This is a genomic window from Halomonas sp. CKK8, from assembly GCF_029625235.1.
In the GTDB taxonomy this organism is placed as follows: Bacteria; Pseudomonadota; Gammaproteobacteria; order Pseudomonadales; family Halomonadaceae; genus Halomonas; species Halomonas ventosae.
Genome location: NZ_CP121193.1, coordinates 2,705,090 through 2,723,501, shown reverse-complemented (window position 1 = coordinate 2,723,501; position 18,412 = coordinate 2,705,090). Strand labels below are relative to the sequence as shown.

Below are 18,412 nucleotides of genomic sequence, written 5' to 3'. Positions count from 1 at the left end.
CGCTACTGCAGCGATCGCCGCAGACGTGATAGCGCTAGCAGGAAGACGGTACCGCCGATGGCGGCCAGCGCCAGCAGTTGCGGCCAGATCACCGCGATACCGGCACCGCGGAACAGTACCGCCTGGGCCAGTTGGATGAAGTGGGTCGTGGGTGCGACCAGCATGATCTGCTGCACCAGCTCTGGCATGCTCTCCCGCGGGGTCATGCCGCCGGAGAGGATCTGCAGGGGAATCAACACCAGAATGATCAGCAGCCCCAACTGGGGCATGGAACGCGCGATGGTGCCGAACAGTATGCCCATCGAGGTGGTGGCGAAGAGGTGCAGGGTGGCGCCGAACAGGAATAGCGCTACCGAGCCGCGCACGGGTACCTCGAGCCAGCCCTGGACCACCAGGTACAAGGCCAGTGCCGAAGCTACCAGCACGACCAGCGCCATCGACCACACCTTGGCCAGCATGATCTGCAGAGGGGTAACCGGCATCACCAGCAGGTGCTCTATGGTCCCGTGTTCTCGTTCGCGTATCAGGGCAGCACCGGTCAGGATGATCGACAGCATGGTGATCTGATCGATCACCGCGTTGATGGCCCCGAACCAGGCTCGCTCCAGATTGGGGTTATAGGCGGATCGCACGACGGCTTCGACCGGCATGGCGGGTTCGGCGCGATGTCGGGTCAGAAATTCCCTCACTTCGCTGGCGATGATCTGCTGGATATGAGCGGCGCCCGTAAAGGCCTGGGAGACCTGGGTGGCATCGACATTCAACTGTATCTCGGCGCCCCGGCCGCCGAGTAAGTCGCGCTGGAAGTCGGGAGGAATATCCAGGGTGAAGGTGAATCGTCCGCTATCCATGCCGCTGTCCAGTTGCTCCCGAGTGATCGGCTCAGGGGGCAGGAAATAGGGCAGCTGGAAGGCGTCTATCAGTCGCCAGGAGAGCGTTGAGGCATCCTCGTTCACCACGCCGATGGTGGCGCGATGAGGTGACTCGGGAACCGCCGTGGCGCTGATATGGATGCTCAGGCTGAACGCATAGAGGATCAGCAGCAGCATGCCCGGATCTTGAGCCAAGCTACGCAGTTCCTTGATTCCCAATTGCAGGATTTTCCCCAGTGATGACATCTCAACGCTCCTGATCACGGAGTCCGGCCACGCTGGCCAGGGTCAACAGCGGAGTAGCCACCAGCAGCGGCAAGAAGTAGGTCCAGAGGTCGGCGAAGCCCAGGGCCTTGGAGAACACGCCACGTGTGATGATCAGGAAGTGCGAGGTGGGATAGATGTGTCCAATCAGGGCGCTGACGCCTTCCATGGCAGAAACCGGGTGCAGCATGCCCGAGAACTGCACTGCGGGAACCAGGGTGATTACCGCGGTGCCGAAGATGGCGGCGATCTGGCTGCGCAGCAGGGAGGAGATCAGCAGCCCCATGCCGGTGGCGCACAGCAGGTAGAGCAGGGCGGCCAGGCTCAGGGTCATCAGGCTGCCGCTGACCGGCACCCCGAAGACCCACACCGAGAGCGCGACCAGGGTGGCGAAGTTGATCATGCCCATGGCCACATAGGGCAACTGCTTGCCGAGCAGGAACTCGGTGCGCGTCACCGGTGTGACATAAAAGTTGGTGATCGAGCCCATCTCCTTCTCGCGCACGACGCCCAGTGCCGTCAGCATGGCGGGAATCATCATCAGCAGCAGCGGGATGACGGCCGGGACCATGGCGGGCAGGCTCTGGACATCGGGGTTGTAGCGATAGCGCAGGGCGACTTCCACCCCCGGGGGGCGCTCGGAAGCCCCCGACTCCCGGGCCAGGTTCATCAGGTAGTGGAGGTGCATCCCCTGTACATAGCCCTTGATGGTATCGGCCCGGGTGGGCATGGCGCCATCGATCCAGAAGGCGATCTCGGGCGTGGCACCGCGCTTGAGGTCGCGCCCGAAGCCGGGAGGAATTTCCACGGCCAGGCTGATGTCGCCGCTGCGCATCTGTTCTTCCATCTCGGCCTGGCTGGAGAGCGGCGGGCGTTCGGTGAAGTAGCGCGAGCCGGCCAGGTTGAGGCTGTAGGCCTGGCTGGTGGTGGTCTGGTCGTGGTCGAGTACGGCATAGCGCAGGTTCTCCACGTCGAGACTGATCCCGTAGCCGATGATGAACATCAGGATCACGCTGCCCAGTAGCGCAAGGGTCCCGCGCAGTGGGTCGCGGCGAAGTTCCGTGGCTTCACGTCGGGTATAGCTCATCAGTCGCTTGAGACTGAAGGCGGGCGGCTTGCGATACGGGATATTGTCGGTGGTTTCCGGCTGACTGGGAGCATCTGCATCGACCGGCGGTTCGTCGGCGGCTTCCTCCAGCCAGGCGATAAAGGCCTGCTCGAGGGTGTCGGTGTCGCGACGTTCGCGCAGGGTAGCGGGGCTGTCGCAGGCCAGCACCCGCCCGGCATGCATCAGCGAGATGCGGTCGCAGCGCTGGGCCTCATTCATGAAGTGGGTGGAGATGAAGATGGTCACCTCTTCTTCCCTGGAAAGCCTGACCAGTTCGCGCCAGAAGGCATCCCGGGCCACCGGGTCGACGCCGGAGGTGGGCTCGTCGAGGATCAGGATCTCGGGGCGATGCAGCACTGCCACCGCCAGGGAAAGACGCTGGCGGATGCCTAGCGGCAGCCCGCCTGACAGGCTGTCCGCCACCGTTTTCAGGTCGAAGCGGTCGAGCATCTCCTCGATGCGCGCCTGCTGCTCGGTTTGGGGGAGCTGGAAGAGGCGTGCATGGAGGGCAAGGTTCTGGCGTACGCTGAGCTCGCCATAGAGAGAGAAGGCCTGGGACATGTACCCCACCCGGCGTCGGGTCGCCAGGTCTCGCGGATCGATCGGCTGACCGAACAGTTCGGCTTCGCCTTCGCTGGCCGGCAGCAGGCCGGTCAGCATCTTCATGGTGGTACTCTTGCCGCAGCCGTTGGAGCCCAGAAAGCCAAATATTTCACCGCGGGCGATACGGAAGTCGACTCGGTCGACGGCGGTGAAGTCGCCGAAGCGCTTGGTCAGGCCGCGCGCCTCAATGGCGATGGTATCGCTTTGCCTTCGCGGCGGGATGGTCACGGGCCGGTGCTGGCGCTGCCTGGCGTCGGGCAGCAGTCGGATGAAGGCGCTCTCCAGATCATCGGTCCCGGTGCGTTCCAGCAGCTCTGCGGGCGAGCCGCTGGCCAGCTTCTGTCCGGCATCCATGGCCACCAGGAAGTCGAACTGCTGAGCCTCGTCCATGTAGGCGGTGGCCACGATTACGCTCATTCCGGGGCGTGTGGCCCGTATACGCGAGATAAGGGTCCAGAACTGGCTGCGCGACAGCGGATCGACCCCGGTAGTGGGTTCATCCAGAATCAACAGGTCCGGGTCGTGGATCAGCGCGCAACAGAGTCCCAGCTTCTGCTTCATGCCGCCGGACAGCTTTCCCGCCGGGCGCTCGGTAAAACGGCCAAGCCCGGTCGCGCGGGTCAGAGCGTCAATGCGCCTTGCTCGCTCGGCACTGCTCTGGCCGAACAGCCGTCCGAAGAACTCGAGGTTCTCGCGTACCGAGAGGGTCGGGTAGAGGTTTCTGCCCAGTCCCTGGGGCATGTAGGCGATGCGTGGGCAGCTTATCCGGCGGTGGTGGGCGTCGCTCATGTCGCCGCCCAGAACTTCCACTCGACCCTCTTGCACGCGTCGCGCACCGGCGAGCAGTGCCAGCAGACTCGACTTGCCTACCCCATCCGGGCCGATCAGGCCGACCATCTGCCCGGCAGGAAGTGTCAAGGTGACGCCATCCAGGGCGAGGGTGTCAGCGTAGCGCAGCGTGACATCACGGATGAGGGCGATCGACGACGTGGCAGACTGGCTCATGGCGTGATCCGGATCTCGAGATGCTCTGGCCAGGTGGTCTCGGGGTCGAGTTTGAGATAGGCCATGCCCGGCAGCCCGGTCTTGACCTGCTCGATATGGCGGCGCAGCAGCTCGGGCTCAATCCTGGCGCGAATGCGGAACATCAGCTTCTCGCGCTCACTCTCGGTCTCTACGCTCTTGGGCGTGAACTGGGCGACGCTGGCCACGTAGTTGACGTAGGCGGGAATCACATAATCAGGAACAGCATCCAGTACCAGCCGGACTTCGTCGCCGATGGCTACGCGGCCCGCTTCCCGGGTGGGGAGGAAAAAGGTCATGTAGACGTTGGTGAGGTCGACCAGGTTGAGTACCTTGCCTCCGGCACCCAGTACTTCCCCCGGCTCTGTTATCCGGTACTGTACCCGAGCAAGGCGATCTGCAGTGAGTTCGCTGTCGTCCAGGTCGGCCTGGATGCGGCCCAACGTCGCCACGGCCGCCTCCACCTCTGACTCCGCCTCGGTGATCTGAGACTCGGCCGCACGGATAGCGGCCCGCGCGGAGAGTACATGAGCGTTGGCCGAGGCCAGGGCAGCTTGCTGGCTCTGCCACGCAGCCAGGCTGTCATCGAACTGCTGACGCGAAATGGCATTGCGTTCCACCAGGCTGGCGGCACGCTCATAGCGCTTGCGAGCCGCCTCGAGTTCGGCCTGGCGCTGGTCGACCACGGCCTCGGCGGCGGTCAGTTCGCTTTCTCGCAGGGCCACCATGGCGCGTGCAGTCTCCAGGGCATTTTCGGCTCGATGCCGTTGCGCCCGGGCCTGAGCCATGTCCGCCTTCAGGGTGGCGGTATCCATGCGGGCCACGACCTGGCCGGCTTCGACAAACTCGCCTTCATCGACTGTTACCTCCATGAGGCGGCCGGGAATGCGCGTGGACACATCGATCTCAGTGGCCTCGATACGGCCATTTCCCACGGTCAGGCCTGGATGTTCCGCTTCCGGCCTCAGGGCCTGCCAGCCGAACCAGGCCAGCAATATGACAACCGCCACAATCACGATCATCTTGAGTCGGCGATTGACGACGCTCTTGTCCATGTATGTTCTCCCGATAGAAAACGTTCCCATTGTTTACGGGAAGGGCGGTGGCTGAGTTGAGCAATATCAAGCAGTGATGACATTTGCTTGTATTGCCATTAATCAAGCGTCGACAGTGTCCAGTCGACCAGCTCGACGGCGAGTCGGTCGGCGGCGCGAGTGAAGGCCGCGATCACGGCATCGAGGCTATCGCCGTCGCTTGCCACCACCACCTCGAGGCGGCGGCTGGCCAGTACCTCGCGGCTGGCCTCGTCGAGCAGCTGGACCTCTAGGCGCAGCACCACCTCGGGCGCGCCCTCGCGGTAGCGGCTGTGGAAGCCGCTCAGGTGACTCGTCAGAGTGGCATCGCTGCGTGCCCGGCTGGCGTCGTCTACCACCGCGGCCAGGCGGCCGTCGCGACGCAAGGCCGCGATCAGGTGGTCGCGCAGCAGCCGCGGGGCATCGTCGCTCCAGCGTGCCCCGGCATAGGCCTGGAACTCCCCAGGGGAGGGCATGACCAGCAGGCGTCGGCCATCCAGCGGCGCCACGGCGCTGGGGGTGTCGACCCGCAGGGTGAGGTCGCGGGTGACCTCATGAGACGCCGACAGCGACGGTTCGGGCAGCGTGAAGAGGCGCACCGGCTCCTGGTCGGGAAGCAGGCTGCAGCCCGCGAGCAGCATGGCCATCAGCAGGGCCGGCAGGGCCCTGGCAAGGCGTGGCGGGAACCGCAGGGTCATGGGGTGAACTCCTGGATTTCGTCGCGCCCCAGCAGGGCATCGGCCGGGTTTTCCTCGATGCGGCGCACCAGCCGGTTCAGGGCGCGCAGCGCGGCGTGCAGTTCGCGCATGGCCGGGTCGAGCTCGCCCACACCCTGCAGGCCCCGCGCCAGGGAACCCTCGTGGCGGGCGGTCAGGCCGTCCAGCCGTGCGGTGGTGGCCTCCAGCGACTGCATGGCGCGTCGGGCACTCTCCAGGGTTGCGCGCCCCTCCTCGTCGAGCAGCACGTTGGCCGTCTCGCCCAGGCGGCTGAAGCCCTGCAGGGCGGCATCGAGCTGCTCCCCGGCCTCGCCGAAGCGCGCCATGGCATCGCCGAGGGCTTCGCGCTGGTCGACAAGCGCCCCCGAGACGACCTCCAGGTTGCCCAGGGTGCGCGTCAGGCTCTCGGCGTTCTCCTCCGAGAGCAGCCGGTTGGCGTTGGTCAGCAACCGGTCCACCTGGGCGAAGAGTTCCTCGCTGTTGGAGAGCAGCGAGCTCAGCGGCGAGGGTTCGGCCTGGATCAGCGGGGGATCCGCGCGGTCACCCTCCAGGAGAGGGCTCTGTGGGGTGCCGCCGAGCAGCTGGATGTTCATGGTGCCGGTGATGTTGGCCAGCGCCAGGCTGGCGCGGGTGTCCTGCTTGATCGGGACATCGCTGTAGACGCGGATCAGCGCCCGCACCTGGCGCGGGTCCCGGGGGTCGAGGCGCAGCCTGACCACGTCCCCGACCTCGATGCCGCTGTACTGGACTGCATTGCCCTCGGAGAGCCCGCTGACGGCCCGGTTGAAGCCGATCTCGTACCAGGCATAGTCGCGGTCGACGCTGGACTTGCCGAGCCAGAGGGCGAACAGCAGTGCGCTGCCCAGGGTGATCACCGTGAACAGCCCGATCAGCACATGGTGGGCGCGGGGTTCCATCGTCAGGGCTCCTCCACCGGGTGGGCCGCCTCATGGGCGGCGCGGCCTCGGGGGCCATGGAAATAGTCGTGGATCCAGTCATCGTCGGTGGCCGCGACGACGTCGAGGCGGTCGGCGACCAGCACCCGGCCTTGCGACAGCACGGCCACCCGGTCGCAGGCGGTATAGAGGGTGTCCAGGTCGTGGGTGACCAGGAAGACGCTCAGCCCCAGGGCGTCGCGCAGGGTCAGGATCAGGCGGTCGAAGGCCGCCGCGCCGATCGGGTCCAGGCCCGCCGTCGGCTCGTCGAGGAACAGCACCTCCGGGTCGAGCGCCAGGGCGCGCGCCAGGGCGGCTCGCTTGATCATGCCACCGGAGAGCTCGGCGGGATACTTGATCGCGGCCTCCCCGGGCAGTCCGGCGAGCGCCAGCTTGACCCGGGCCAGGGCCTCGGCGTCGGCGCGGGAGAGTCCGATGTGCTCGATCAGCGGCAGGGCGACATTCTCCTGCAGGGTCAGCGAGGTGAAGAGCGCCCCGCGCTGGAAGAGCACCCCGAAGCGGCGCTCCACGCGTGAGCGGTCCCCGGCCGAGAGACCCAGGAGCTCCTCGCCGAACACCTCGATCTGCCCGGCGCTGGGCCGCAGCAGGCCGACGATGCTGCGCAGCAGGACCGACTTGCCGGTGCCCGAGCCGCCGACCACGCCGAGGATCTCGCCCGGAAAGAGGTCCAGGTCGAGGTCCTCGTGGACGCTGTGCGCACCGAAGCGGTTGGCCAGCCCGCGGACCCGGATCAGCGGCGCGTCGTTCCTCGAGGCCTGTGCCGCGCTCACCAGCCCATCTCCATGAAGAACAGGGCCGCCACGGCATCCAGCAGGATCACCACGAAGATCGACTGTACCACGCTCGAGGTGGTGTGCTCGCCCACCGACTGGGCGCTGCCGCTGACCTTGAAGCCCTCCAGGCAGCCGATCACCGCGACCAGGAAGGCGAAAATTGGCGCCTTGGAGAGGCCCACCAGGAAGTGCTCGAGCGGGATGTCGCGCTGCAGGATGGCCAGGAACTGGATGAGCGAGATGTCCAGGGCCAGCAGGCAGACCAGGGCCCCGCCGAGGATGCCGCTGAGCATGCCCACGAAGGTGAGGATCGGCAGGGTCAGCATCATCGCCAGCACTCGCGGCAGCACCAGCAGCTCGATGGGGTCGAGGCCGAGGGTGCGCACGGCGTCGAGCTCCTCGTTGGCCTTCATGGCACCAAGCTGGGCCGTGAAGGCGCTGGCGGTACGGCCGGCGAGCAGGATGGCGGCGAGCAGTACCCCGAACTCGCGCAGGAAGGCGAAGGCGACCAGGTTGACCGTGTAGATGGTGGCGCCGAAGTCGCGCAGCACCGTGGCGCCGAGGAAGGCCACCACCGCACCCACCAGGAAGGTCAGCAGGGCGACGATGGGCAGGGCGTTGAGGCCCGTCTGGTGCAGCTGGGCCACCACCGAGGTGAGGCGCCAGCGGCCCGGCCGCCAGGCGGTGGCGGCGAGGGTGGCGAGCACCTGGCCGATGAAGCCGAGCAGCTGGCGCTGTTGCTGCCAGAGCCCCTCGACGAGCTGGCCGGTCCGCGCCAGGCTGTCCCTCAGCGGCCGGACGGGTTGTGCCGGGGGCGGCCGGTTGTCGGCCATGGCCTCGCCCAGGGTGCGCAGCAGGGCACGGCGGGTCGCCGGCAGGTCGGGGGCCCAGTCGTCGATCGCGGCGAGCGGCCCGGCGCCGACCAGCTCCATCAGCAGCACGGCGCCGGCGGTATCCAGGGCGGCGAGCCGCTCGAGGTCGACCCCCTCGGGGGAGGGCTCGCGGGCCTTCGCCAGGCGCTCGACCTGGCGCTTCAGGGTCGCGTAGTGCGCCAGGGTCCAGTCCCCGGCGATGGCCAGGCGGCCGTCCTGCTGGTCGATGTGGCCCGGCTCGGTCATGGGCAATGGCGTCTCGGGTGCGTCATGGTGGCCGATGGTATCAGCCCGCGTGCCTTTACATTAGCTCAACCTGCGCCGGCCCCCTTCAGCCAGCGCAGCCCCCGCTGCCACCAGGCCAGGGCGCCGCCGACGGCGCCCGGCAACACGCGCCGGCGTGGCCGGTCGAGGAAGTCGGCGATGGGGCGGACCTGGCTTCTCCGGTCGAGCATCGGCGCATGGCCGCAGCCAGGCACCTCGAGGCTGACCAGGCCGGGCTGCGCCTCGGCCATGCGGGTCACGCTCTCGGCCTTGAGCAGCGGCGAGTCCACGCCACGTACGACCATCAGCGGGCAGCGGATCGCCGCCCAGTCGGCCCAGGTGTCGCGGGGGGTATCGTGGACGAATTGCTCGCCGATGCGCGGATCGTAGTGGTAGGTCCAGCTGCCGTCCGGCAGGCGCCGGGCGCTGCCCAGGGCGAGGCGTCGCCAGGCATCGTCGCCCTCAATGCCGAAGCCCGTGTAGTGACGCCTGAGCTCGGCCTCGAGCTCGCCGAAGCGGCAGAAGCGGTGGGGCGCCCCGAAGTAGCTGGCCAGGCTCGCCAGGCCCTCGGGGTCGAGTTCCGGGCCCACGTCGTTGAGCACCAGCCGCTCGATGCGCGATGCCGTCTCGGGCTCGGCGGCCATCAGCATGCCGATCAGTCCGCCCATGGAGGTGCCCACCCAGGGCACCTGCGCGAGCTCGAAGTGGTCGAGCACCGCCACTGCTACCTTCATGTAGTGGGCGTAGAGGTAGTCGTGGGCGGGGTAGAGCGACCAGCTCGACAGGCCGCGTCCTGGCGTGTCCGGGGCCAGGACCCGCCAGCCGGGGCCCAGCACGCGGGCGAAGTCCTCGAAGTCCCCGCCGTGGCGGGCCAGGCCGTGCCAGGCGATGACGGTGCGCGGTGCTTCGGGGTGCCAGATGCGCACGGCGACCTCCAGCTCCCTCACCCTGACGAGTTCCAGAGCGTCCATGGGCGTTCTCCCTCAGTGGGCTATGCTGCATGGCAGCATAGCGGAATTTCTCTGAACTTTCGGCAAGGATCCACATTTGCCGCCGGCACGGCAGTGGATTCATCACCGAAACATGCGACAATGTATGTAAAACTGTCTGACCAGAAACCGAGGATGACCCGATGACCCGTCACCGCACCCTTCGTCGTGCCCTGCTGCCGGCACTGATCGCATCGGCCTTCGCCGCGCCCCTGCAGGCGGCCGACCTGTTGACCATCACCCGGGACGCGCTGGAGAACAATGCCGAGCTGGCCTCCGCCCGGTCACAGACCGGCAGCGTCGAGGCTGGGCGGGACGTGGAGCGTGCTGACCTGCTGCCCCAGGTCAATACCTCGGCGAACGTATCTCATAACCGTCAGTATGAATCCCAGACACAGACAGGCGGTTTTCCGACAGGAGGCACGGGCGGCGGTGACGACAACTACAACAGCGCCGGCCTGACGCTGGAGGCCACCCAGGCACTGTTCGATGCCCGCAACTCGCGCGAGGTCGAGCAGGCCGAGCGCCAGATCGACCAGCAGACCTACCAGCTGGCTGCCACCGAGCAGCAGGTGCTGATCGACGTCTCCGCGGCCTACTTCGAGATCCTGCGGGCCTACGAGGTGCTGGAAGCGCGGCGCGCCCAGGAGCGGGCCATCGGCCGCCAGCTGGAACAGGCCCGCGAGCAGTTCGAGGTGGGGCTGATTGCCATCACCGAGGTGGAGGAGGCCAAGGCGGCCTTCGACCAGGCCCGGGCGGTGCGCATTGCCGCCGAGAGCGACCTGCAGGTGCGTTTCGAGGTCCTGGAGCGCCTGACCGGCCAGCGCTATTCCAGCATCGATGCGCTGGGGGAAGAGGTGCCCATCCAGCCGCCCACTCCGGACGACCGTGGCCACTGGGTCGAGCTGGCCATGGAGAACAACCCCCTGGTGCTGGCCAGCGAGGCCGGCGTCGAGGTCTCGCGCTCGAGCGTCGAGATCGCCCGCGCCCAGCGCCTGCCGACGGTCAACGCCTTCGCCAACTACAACTATGCCGATGACGATCGCGACGGCGTGGAGGGCCACAACTCCGCCAGCCAGGTCGGCCTGCGCGCCACCCTGCCGCTCTTTACCGGCGGCCGGACCCAGGCGAGCATCCGCCAGAACACCTACCGGCTGGAGGCCAGCCAGTACGACTTCGAGGCCCAGCGCCGAGATACCGTGCAGCAGGTACGCTCTCGGTTCACCCAGCTCAGCAACGACGTTTCCACCGTTGAGGCCCGCGCCCAGGCCATCGTCTCCAACCAGAGCGCCCTGGACGCCACCCGAGCCGGCTACGAGGTGGGCACCCGCAACATCGTCGATGTGCTCAATGCCGAGCAGAACCTCTACAACGCCGTCGCCGACCATGCCAGTGCCCGCTACGACTACGTGATCAACCTGCTCAGCCTGCGCCAGCAGTCGGGCACCCTGGACGTGCCGGCGGTGGAGGAGGTCAACGCCTGGCTGGACGGCGGCAGCGTCTCCTTCACCCTGCCCGAAGAGCGCGATCCGACCGATGCGGCCATGCAGATCGGTGAGCCGCCACGTCCCCGGGAGTGATGGGTAGCGGGCTAACATTTACATCCATACAAGCATGAATGTAAGATTCGTCCATCTCTGACGACGCCAACGGGAACGACCGACACCATGAAAAAGCTCTTCCGACACGGCCGGACGACCCTGCTCGTCCTGGCCGCGGGCCTGTTGCTGGCCGCCTGTGGCCAGGACGACGCCCCCCAGCAGGCCGCCGGCAACCAGGAGCGGCCGCCGCACCCGGTGGAAGTGACGGCCATCGCCCGTCAGGACATTCCCCTGGAGAAGTCCTACCCGTCGCTGCTGCGCAGCGACAACGAGGTCACCCTGGTGGCCCGCGTCACTGGCTTCCTCGAGCAGCGTCACTTCGAGCCCGGTCAGCTGGTGGAGCAGGGACAGACGCTCTACAGCATCGAGCCGGACGTCTACCAGGCCGCGGTCAACCAGCGCGAGGCCGACCTGCAGAGTGCCCGCGCAGAGCTCGCCCGGGCCCAGCGCGATGCCGACCGCTTCGAGCGGCTGCTGAGCCAGAACTCGGTGAGCCGCCAGCAGTATGACCAGGCGCGGGCCGAGCTGGGCGTCGCCCAGGCCGGTGTCGCCCAGGCAGAGGCGGCACTCGCCAGCGCGCGGATCGATCTGGGCTATGCGGAGGTCACCGCGCCCGTGTCCGGAATGATCAGCCTCAGCCAGGTCAACATCGGCAACCTGGTGAGCAGCGGCACCGAACTCGCCACCATCACCCCGCTGGATCCCCTGGAGGTGCGCTTCCAGCTGCCCCAGCAGGATGCCTTCGCGCTTCGCCGCCAGCTGGATGACCAGCAGATCACGTCGATCATCACGCGCCTTCAGACCCCCGGGGTATCCGGCAGCGAAGATGCCGATCTGGAAGGGCGCCTGGATTTCCTGGGCTCGCGCGTCGACCGGGATACCAGCACGGTGCAGGCCAGTGCGACCTTTCCCAATCCGGGGGCACAGGTGCTGCCCGGTCAGTTTGCCCGTGTGAGCCTCGAGGGGCTGAAACGTTTCGACGTTCTGGCGGTGCCCGAGATTGCCATCGGCCAGGGCCTGATGGGTCCCCAGGTGTTCGTGCTCGACGAGGAGAGCGTGGCCCGGGCCCGCACCGTGGAGCTGGGCGAAGTGGCGGGTCCCTGGCAGATCATCCGCGGCGGCCTGGAGGTCGGCGAGCGGGTGGTGGTCGGCGACCCCTCCGGCATCGAGCCGGGGACGGCCATCGACCCCCAGCCCTTCGATGGCGAGGCCGGCGAGATCGTCGAGCAGGCCGAGCAGGAAGCCGACGAGGAGATGCCGCAGGAGGCCGGCACGCCGCCTGCCGGTGAGCAGGAAGGCGAGGCGGGCGAGGACGACGCCTCATGAGCTTCTCCAACTTCTTCATCAAGCGGCCGATCTTCGCCACGGTGCTGGCGATCATCCTGACGCTCATCGGGGTGATGAGCATGCGGGTCCTGCCGGTCGAGCAGTATCCCAGCGTGGTGCCGCCCACGGTCTCGGTTCGCGCCCAGTTCCCCGGCGCCGATGCCGAGACGGTGGCCCAGACGGTGGCGGCCCCCCTGGCCGAGGCGATCAACGGCGTCGAGGACATGCTCTACATGACCTCGACCAGCGCCGACAACGGCACCATGAGCCTAAACGTGGCCTTCAACATCGGCACCGACGGCGACATCAACACCATCAACGTCAATAACCGCGTGCAGGGGGCGCTGTCGCAGCTGCCCGAGGCGGTGCAGGCCCAGGGCGTCACCGTGGAGCTGCAATCCAGCTCGATCCTGATGCTGGTGGCGCTGATCTCGCCGGAGGGTGACTACGACCGCACCTACATGCAGAACTACGCCACCCTCAACATCCTCGACGAGCTGCGCCAGGTCCCCGGCGTCGGCAATGCCGAGGTGCTGGGTGGCGGCGAGTTCGCCATGCGCATCTGGATGGACCCGGACAAGCTGGCCCAGTACGACCTGACCCCCACCGAGGTGGCCGCGGCCATCCGTGCCCAGAACACCGAGGTGCCGGCGGGCAACCTGGCGGCCACGCCTCAGAGCGAGCCGCGGGCCTTCAGCTACACCATCACCGCGGGCGGGCGGCTCAGCGACGTCGACGACTTCCGAGAGATCTTCCTGCGCACCAACCCGGATGGCTCCTCGCTGCGCTTGCAGGACGTGGCGCGCATCGAGCTGGGTGCCTCCTTCTACGGCGTGGATGCCCGTCTGAACGGCGCCGCCATGTCGCCAATCATCATCAACCAGCAGCCGGGGGCCAACGCCCTGGAGACGGCCGAGGCGGTCAAGGCGACCATGGCCGAGCTGGAGGGGCGTTTCCCGCCCGGCCTCGAGCAGGTGGTGCCCTACGACACCACCCTGTTCATCGATGCCTCCGTCAGCACCGTGACCAAGGTGTTCATCGAGGCCTTCCTGATCGTCGGCGTGATCCTGTTCATCTTCCTGCAGAACTGGCGCTTCACGGTGATCGCCATGTCGGTGGTGCCGGTCTCGGTGCTGGCCACCTTTGCCGGTTTCTACATGTTCGGCTTCTCCATCAACCTGCTGACGCTGTTCGCCCTGGTGCTCTCGATCGGCATCGTGGTGGATGACGCCATCCTGGTGGTGGAGAACGTCGAGCGGGTGCTCAGCGAGGACGAGGAGATCACCGTCACCCAGGCCACCATCCGCGCCATGAAGGAGGTGGGCGGCCCGGTCATCGCCACCTCGCTGATCATGGCCGCGGTGTTCGTGCCGGTGGCCTTCCTGGGCGGCTTCACCGGCCAGATCTACCAGCAGTTCGCGCTGACCGTGGCGATCTCGGTGGCCTTCTCGGCGCTGATGGCGCTGACCTTCACCCCGGCCCTGTCGGCGATCTTCATCAAGCACAAGGCGCCGATGGGCGAGTCGAAGCTGGCGCGGGCGATCCATACCCCGCTGCGCCTCTTCGATCGGCTCTTCGCCGCCATCACCGCCGTCTACATGTGGGTGGTCAAGGTGCTGGTGCGCTTCTGGGGCCTGGCGCTGCTGCTCACCGCCCTGGTGATCGGCGGCTCCTGGTGGCTCTACCAGACCACGCCCTCGACCCTGGTGCCGGAGACCGACCAGGGCATCGTGCTGGCCAGCGTGCAGCTGCCGGACTCCGCCTCCCTGGCGCGCACCCAGGACTACATGGGCGAGCTGAGCTCGCGTATCGAGGAGATCCCGGGGGTCAGCTACGTGGCGGCGGTCGCCGGCTACGACATCCTCTCCAGCGCGGTGAACACCGCGCGGGGCGTCATGTTCATCAACATGGCGCCCTGGGCGGAGCGCGAGCTCACCGCCGAGGGGCTGGTGGGGCAGGTGATGCAACTGGGCGCCCAGGTGCCTGGCGGCTCGGCCATGGCCTTCAACATGCCGCCGATCATGGGGCTCTCCACCACCGGCGGCTTCACCGGCTACCTGCAGTCCTTCGAGGGTGCCTCCCCCCAGGAGCTCTTCCAGGCCTCGGTGCAGGTGATGCAGGCGGCGGGCGAGCACCCGGCCCTGCAGCGGGTGTTCACCACCTTCAACGTCAACGTGCCGGGCTACCGGGCCGAGATCGACCAGCAGAAGGCGCTCAGCTACGGCGTGGCGCTGCAGGACCTCAACGCCACCCTGTCGAACACCTTCGGCAACGGCTTCGTCAACTACTTCAGCTACCAGAACCGCAACTTCCAGGTCTACCTGCAGAACGAGGACGAGTTCCGCCGGACCCCGGACGACATCAACAACGTCTACGTGCGTGGCGGCAACGGCGAGCGGATCCCGCTCTCCGAGTTCGTGACCCTCGAGCGCCAGGCCAAGCCGGCGGTGGTGTCGCGCTTCGGGGTCTACCTGGGCGCCCAGTTCCAGGGCGGCCCGGCACCGGGCTACAGTTCCGGCCAGGCGGTGGCGGCCATGGAGGAGATCGTCCAGGAGACCCTGGGCGACGACTGGGGCATGGGCTGGACCGGCACCGCCTACCAGGAGACCCAGATGGGCAGCACCGCCACCCTGGCCATCGTCTTCGGCCTGCTGATGGTGTTCCTGATCCTGGCGGCCCAGTACGAGAGCTGGTCGCTGCCGCTGGCGGTACTCACCGCGACCCCGTTCGCCTTCCTCGGCGGCATCGGCGGCATCGTGCTGCGTGGGCTCGACACCAGCGTCTACGTGGAGATCGGCATGCTGGTAGTCGTGGGGCTGGCGGCCAAGAACGCCATCCTGATCGTCGAGTTCGCTGAGCTGCAGCGCAAGGAGCAGGGCAAGACGATCCGCGAGGCGGCCATCACCGCGGCCCGGCTGCGCTTCAGGCCCATCGTGATGACCTCGCTGGCATTCATCTTCGGCACCCTGCCGCTGGCGCTGGCCACCGGGGCGAGCGACACCAGCAGCCACCATATCGGCACCACGGTGGCGGTGGGCATGGCCACGGTGGCGGTGCTGGGCAGCTTCTTCGTGCCGAGCTTCTACGCCATGATCGCGGCGGTCTCCGACTGGCTGCGGCGCAGGGTGCTGGGAGGTGGCGCCGAGCATCGCCGGTCGGCAGGCGCCAGCCAGCCCTGAGGCCCGGGGCCAGCGCCTGGCGCTGGCCCCATGACCGGTACGCCACAGAAGGGGCGCCCCCACCGGGGCGCCCCTTTCCTTATCAAGGGCCGGTCGGGGCGCTTGCGGGCGGTCCATGACCCCCATCAGGGATATGCTGTCCAATCCCTTGCCCCGATGGTCTACGCTGAGGCAAGAGACTCATTCGTTGGCTAAGTATTGCCGGGAGGTGCCCCATGGAAACCGTACGCCAGATTGCCCTGAGCTTCCCGGTGGTGGTGTTCAGCGCGCTGCTGGCCCTCGCCGCCCTCTACTGGCTGCTGGTGGCGCTGCGCCTGGCGCCGGTGGAGTGCTTCGAGCACGACAGCCTCAAGGGCGACCACCTGGCCAGCACCCTGGTGGCGCTGGGTTTTGCCGGGGTGCCGGCCTCCTTCGCGCTGACGGTGCTGCTGGTGCTGGCGGGGGCGATCACCCTGGGGGTGGAGCTTGCCGTGCTGCGCTGGCTGCCGCTGGGGCTGTTCCGTATCCCGGTCGGGGTGGCGGTGCTGTGGGGGGCCTTCGCGCTCGCCTCGCCGCTGGCCGCAGGGCTGTGCCATGGCCTGCATCGCTGGTTCCATCGCCATGCCCCGCAGCAACGGCGCTGCCTGCTCGGCGAGAAGGTGGAGGTGAGGGATGAAGCGGATGCCGAAGGCCGGGCCGCGGCGGTGCTGGTCGACGACCCGGCATGGCCGGTGCGCCTGCACGGCAAGCCCGGCAACCTGCCGCAGGTCGGCGAGCGTCGGGTGCTGGTCAAGTATGTCGCCGGGGAGGACGCCTACCGCAGCGTGCCGGAGGTCGAGTATCGCGAGGCTCGGGCCCACCTCAGCCGGCTGCGCCTGCGCCAGGGACGCGGCGGCCAGGGGCGGGGTGGTGCCGCGGCCTCATCCTGACGCCGGGGCGCGCATCAGTTCCAGCTGGGTGTCCAGCAGCAGGGTGCCGCGCTCGAGGATCGAGAACCGCTCGTGGTTGCGCAGCCAGTCGTGGAAGAGCCCGCCGAGCATCGCCTGCAGCAGCTCGCCGGCCACCCCGGGGTCGAGCCCCGGGCGCAGGTGGCCCAGGCGCGCCGCACAGCCGCAGTAGTCGATCAGCGCGCCGCACGCCTCCTCGGCCATCTCGTTCTGCATGGCCAGCGGGTCGATATCGCCGAAGACCTCGCAGTGATGGATGAGGATGGCATGCACGCGCCGGTAGCGGGGCTGCTCGAGGCGCTCGAAGCCCTTGAGGCAGGCCAGGCGGATCGCCTCGAGGGGACGCTCGGTGACGCTGGGGTCGCCGATCTCCTCCACCAGTTCCTGGAAGGGCATGCGCACGCGCTGCAGCATGGCCTGGAAGAGGTCGGCCTTGTTGCGGAAGTGCCAGTAGATGGCGCCGCGGGTCATGTCGGCATGACGGGCGATCTGTTCCAGGGAGGTGCGTGCCACGCCCTTCTCGAGGAAGACCTCCTCGGCGGCGTCCAGCAGGGCTTCCCGGGTAGCGGCGGCCTCGGCCTTGGTGCGTCTGGCCATGTAAGCAGGCTCTCCAGCGTTCTGGTGATGGTCCTATTCTACCCGAGTCGCCTCGTCATTTACATACACCATTGTATGGATAGCGGCATGCCCATCACGCCGGTCGGGCTCGTCATCGATGCGGCAGAGGCGTATAAGGAAGCCATGAAAAACACCGTTTCATGACGCAAGGAGCGCCCATGGCCCGTGCCCCCTTCGAACTCGCCGGTACCCGCGTGGCGGCGGGCTCACGGACCCAGATCGACGTGCCGGTGGCGCGCCTCTATACCCATGCCCCGCTCTACATTCCCGTGGAGGTGGTGCACGGTCGCCAGTCCGGGCCGGTGCTGCTGGTCTGTGGCGGGATCCACGGCGACGAGATCAACGGCGTGGAGATCGTGCGCCGCCTGCTGCGCTCGAAGCAGCTCCAGGGGCTGCGCGGCACCCTGATCGCCGTGCCCATCGTCAACGTCTTCGGCTTCGTGCAGCACAGCCGCTACCTGCCGGACCGCCGCGACCTCAACCGTTGCTTCCCGGGCAGTGAGTCGGGCTCGCTGGGCGGGCGAGTGGCGGCGCTGTTCCGCGAGCAGATCGTCGACCACGCCACCCACATCATCGACCTGCACACCGGCGCCATCCATCGCACCAACCTGCCGCAGATCCGCGCCCAGCTGACGCCCGGGGGCGAGACCGAGCGCATGGCCAACGCCTTCGGGGCGCCGGTGATCCTCAACGCCGAGCTGCGCGAGGGCAGCCTGCGCCACTACGCGCAGAACCGCGGCATCCCGGTACTGACCTATGAGGCCGGCGAGGCGCTGCGCTTCGACCAGTGGGCGATCACTCCCGGGGTGCGGGGCGTGCTGCGGGTGATGCGCCGGCTGGGCATGCTGACCGGGGAGCATCGCCGTCGCCCGGTGCCGGCCGCGGAGGTGGCCAACGGCTCGAGCTGGGCGCGGGCGCCCATCGACGGCATCCTGCGCCCCCAGGTGCGGCTCGGGGCCCGGGTGGCCCGGGGCGAGCTGCTGGGGCGCGTGGCGGACCCCTTCGGCAACGCCGAGGGCGAGGTACGCTCGGTGGCCGATGGCATCGTGATCGGCATGAGCCGGCTGCCGCTGGCCAACGAGGGCGAGGCGCTCTTCCATATCGCCCGCTTCGACGCCATCGAGGAGGCCGAGAGTGCCATCGAGGACTTCCACTCCAGCCTGGAGCCGCCCCCCGACGCGCTCTACTGAGCCGTGCCCGAAACGCACACGGCGCCGATTTCTCGGCGCCGTGTGCGTTTCGATATCCT

General features: G+C 67.8%; 14 protein-coding genes. 5 read left to right on the top strand and 9 right to left on the bottom strand.

The annotated features are described in order from the left end of the window. Positions 1–2: 2 nt before the first annotated feature. The 8 genes from P8934_RS12895 to P8934_RS12860 all read right to left on the bottom strand — a co-directional run bounded on the left by P8934_RS12895 (position 3) and on the right by P8934_RS12860 (position 9,495). Positions 3–1,118 (bottom strand): ABC transporter permease, encoded by a 1,116-nt coding sequence (locus P8934_RS12895; RefSeq protein WP_278031396.1) that lies wholly within the window; start codon positions 1,116–1,118, stop codon positions 3–5. 1 nt (position 1,119) lies between these two features. Then, positions 1,120–3,852 (bottom strand): ribosome-associated ATPase/putative transporter RbbA, encoded by a 2,733-nt coding sequence (rbbA, locus tag P8934_RS12890; RefSeq protein ID WP_278031395.1) that lies wholly within the window; start codon positions 3,850–3,852, stop codon positions 1,120–1,122. Beyond that, entirely contained in the window at positions 3,849–4,925 is a 1,077-nt protein-coding gene (locus P8934_RS12885; RefSeq protein WP_278031394.1) for an HlyD family efflux transporter periplasmic adaptor subunit, read from the bottom strand. Before P8934_RS12885 ends, rbbA begins: the two co-directional genes overlap by 4 nt. A gap of 98 nt (positions 4,926–5,023) precedes the next feature. Continuing rightward, positions 5,024–5,641 carry an ABC-type transport auxiliary lipoprotein family protein gene (locus P8934_RS12880; protein ID WP_278031393.1) on the bottom strand — a complete coding sequence of 206 codons (618 nt, stop codon included), beginning with the start codon at positions 5,639–5,641 and terminating at the stop codon, positions 5,024–5,026. Beyond that, positions 5,638–6,576 (bottom strand): MlaD family protein, encoded by a 939-nt coding sequence (locus tag P8934_RS12875; protein WP_278031392.1) that lies wholly within the window; start codon positions 6,574–6,576, stop codon positions 5,638–5,640. Before P8934_RS12875 ends, P8934_RS12880 begins: the two co-directional genes overlap by 4 nt. Before the next feature lie 2 nt (positions 6,577–6,578). Beyond that, the gene (locus P8934_RS12870; RefSeq protein ID WP_278034038.1) at positions 6,579–7,388 is read right to left on the bottom strand and encodes an ATP-binding cassette domain-containing protein; all 810 of its coding nucleotides are present in this window, start codon (positions 7,386–7,388) and stop codon (positions 6,579–6,581) included. Next, entirely contained in the window at positions 7,382–8,506 is a 1,125-nt protein-coding gene (locus tag P8934_RS12865) for an ABC transporter permease (protein WP_278031391.1), read from the bottom strand. Before P8934_RS12865 ends, P8934_RS12870 begins: the two co-directional genes overlap by 7 nt. 65 nt (positions 8,507–8,571) lie before the next feature. Then, positions 8,572–9,495 carry an alpha/beta hydrolase gene (locus P8934_RS12860; RefSeq protein WP_278031390.1) on the bottom strand — a complete coding sequence of 308 codons (924 nt, stop codon included), beginning with the start codon at positions 9,493–9,495 and terminating at the stop codon, positions 8,572–8,574. A 161-nt stretch (positions 9,496–9,656) separates the two neighbouring features. Between P8934_RS12860 and P8934_RS12855 the strand changes: the two genes are divergently transcribed. The 4 genes from P8934_RS12855 to P8934_RS12840 all read left to right on the top strand — a co-directional run bounded on the left by P8934_RS12855 (position 9,657) and on the right by P8934_RS12840 (position 16,527). Next, on the top strand, positions 9,657–11,093 hold the full coding sequence (locus P8934_RS12855) for a TolC family outer membrane protein (protein WP_278031389.1): 1,437 nt from the start codon (positions 9,657–9,659) through the stop codon (positions 11,091–11,093). A gap of 87 nt (positions 11,094–11,180) precedes the next feature. Beyond that, a complete protein-coding gene (locus tag P8934_RS12850; RefSeq protein ID WP_278031388.1) occupies positions 11,181–12,440 on the top strand; it encodes an efflux RND transporter periplasmic adaptor subunit in 1,260 nt (419 codons plus the stop codon). Next, a complete protein-coding gene (locus tag P8934_RS12845) occupies positions 12,437–15,619 on the top strand; it encodes an efflux RND transporter permease subunit (protein ID WP_278031387.1) in 3,183 nt (1,060 codons plus the stop codon). Before P8934_RS12850 ends, P8934_RS12845 begins: the two co-directional genes overlap by 4 nt. Positions 15,620–15,834: 215 nt before the next feature. Next, positions 15,835–16,527: a hypothetical protein gene (locus P8934_RS12840; protein WP_278031386.1), complete on the top strand. Its 693-nt coding sequence runs from the start codon at positions 15,835–15,837 to the stop codon at positions 16,525–16,527. Here P8934_RS12840 and P8934_RS12835 read toward each other — a convergent pair. After that, positions 16,519–17,142, bottom strand: coding sequence for a TetR family transcriptional regulator (locus P8934_RS12835; protein ID WP_133635202.1), 624 nt, complete (start codon positions 17,140–17,142; stop codon positions 16,519–16,521). The genes P8934_RS12840 and P8934_RS12835 overlap by 9 nt on opposite strands. 179 nt (positions 17,143–17,321) lie before the next feature. Between P8934_RS12835 and P8934_RS12830 the strand changes: the two genes are divergently transcribed. Then, positions 17,322–18,353, top strand: coding sequence for a succinylglutamate desuccinylase/aspartoacylase family protein (locus P8934_RS12830; protein WP_278031385.1), 1,032 nt, complete (start codon positions 17,322–17,324; stop codon positions 18,351–18,353). Positions 18,354–18,412: the final 59 nt, after the last annotated feature.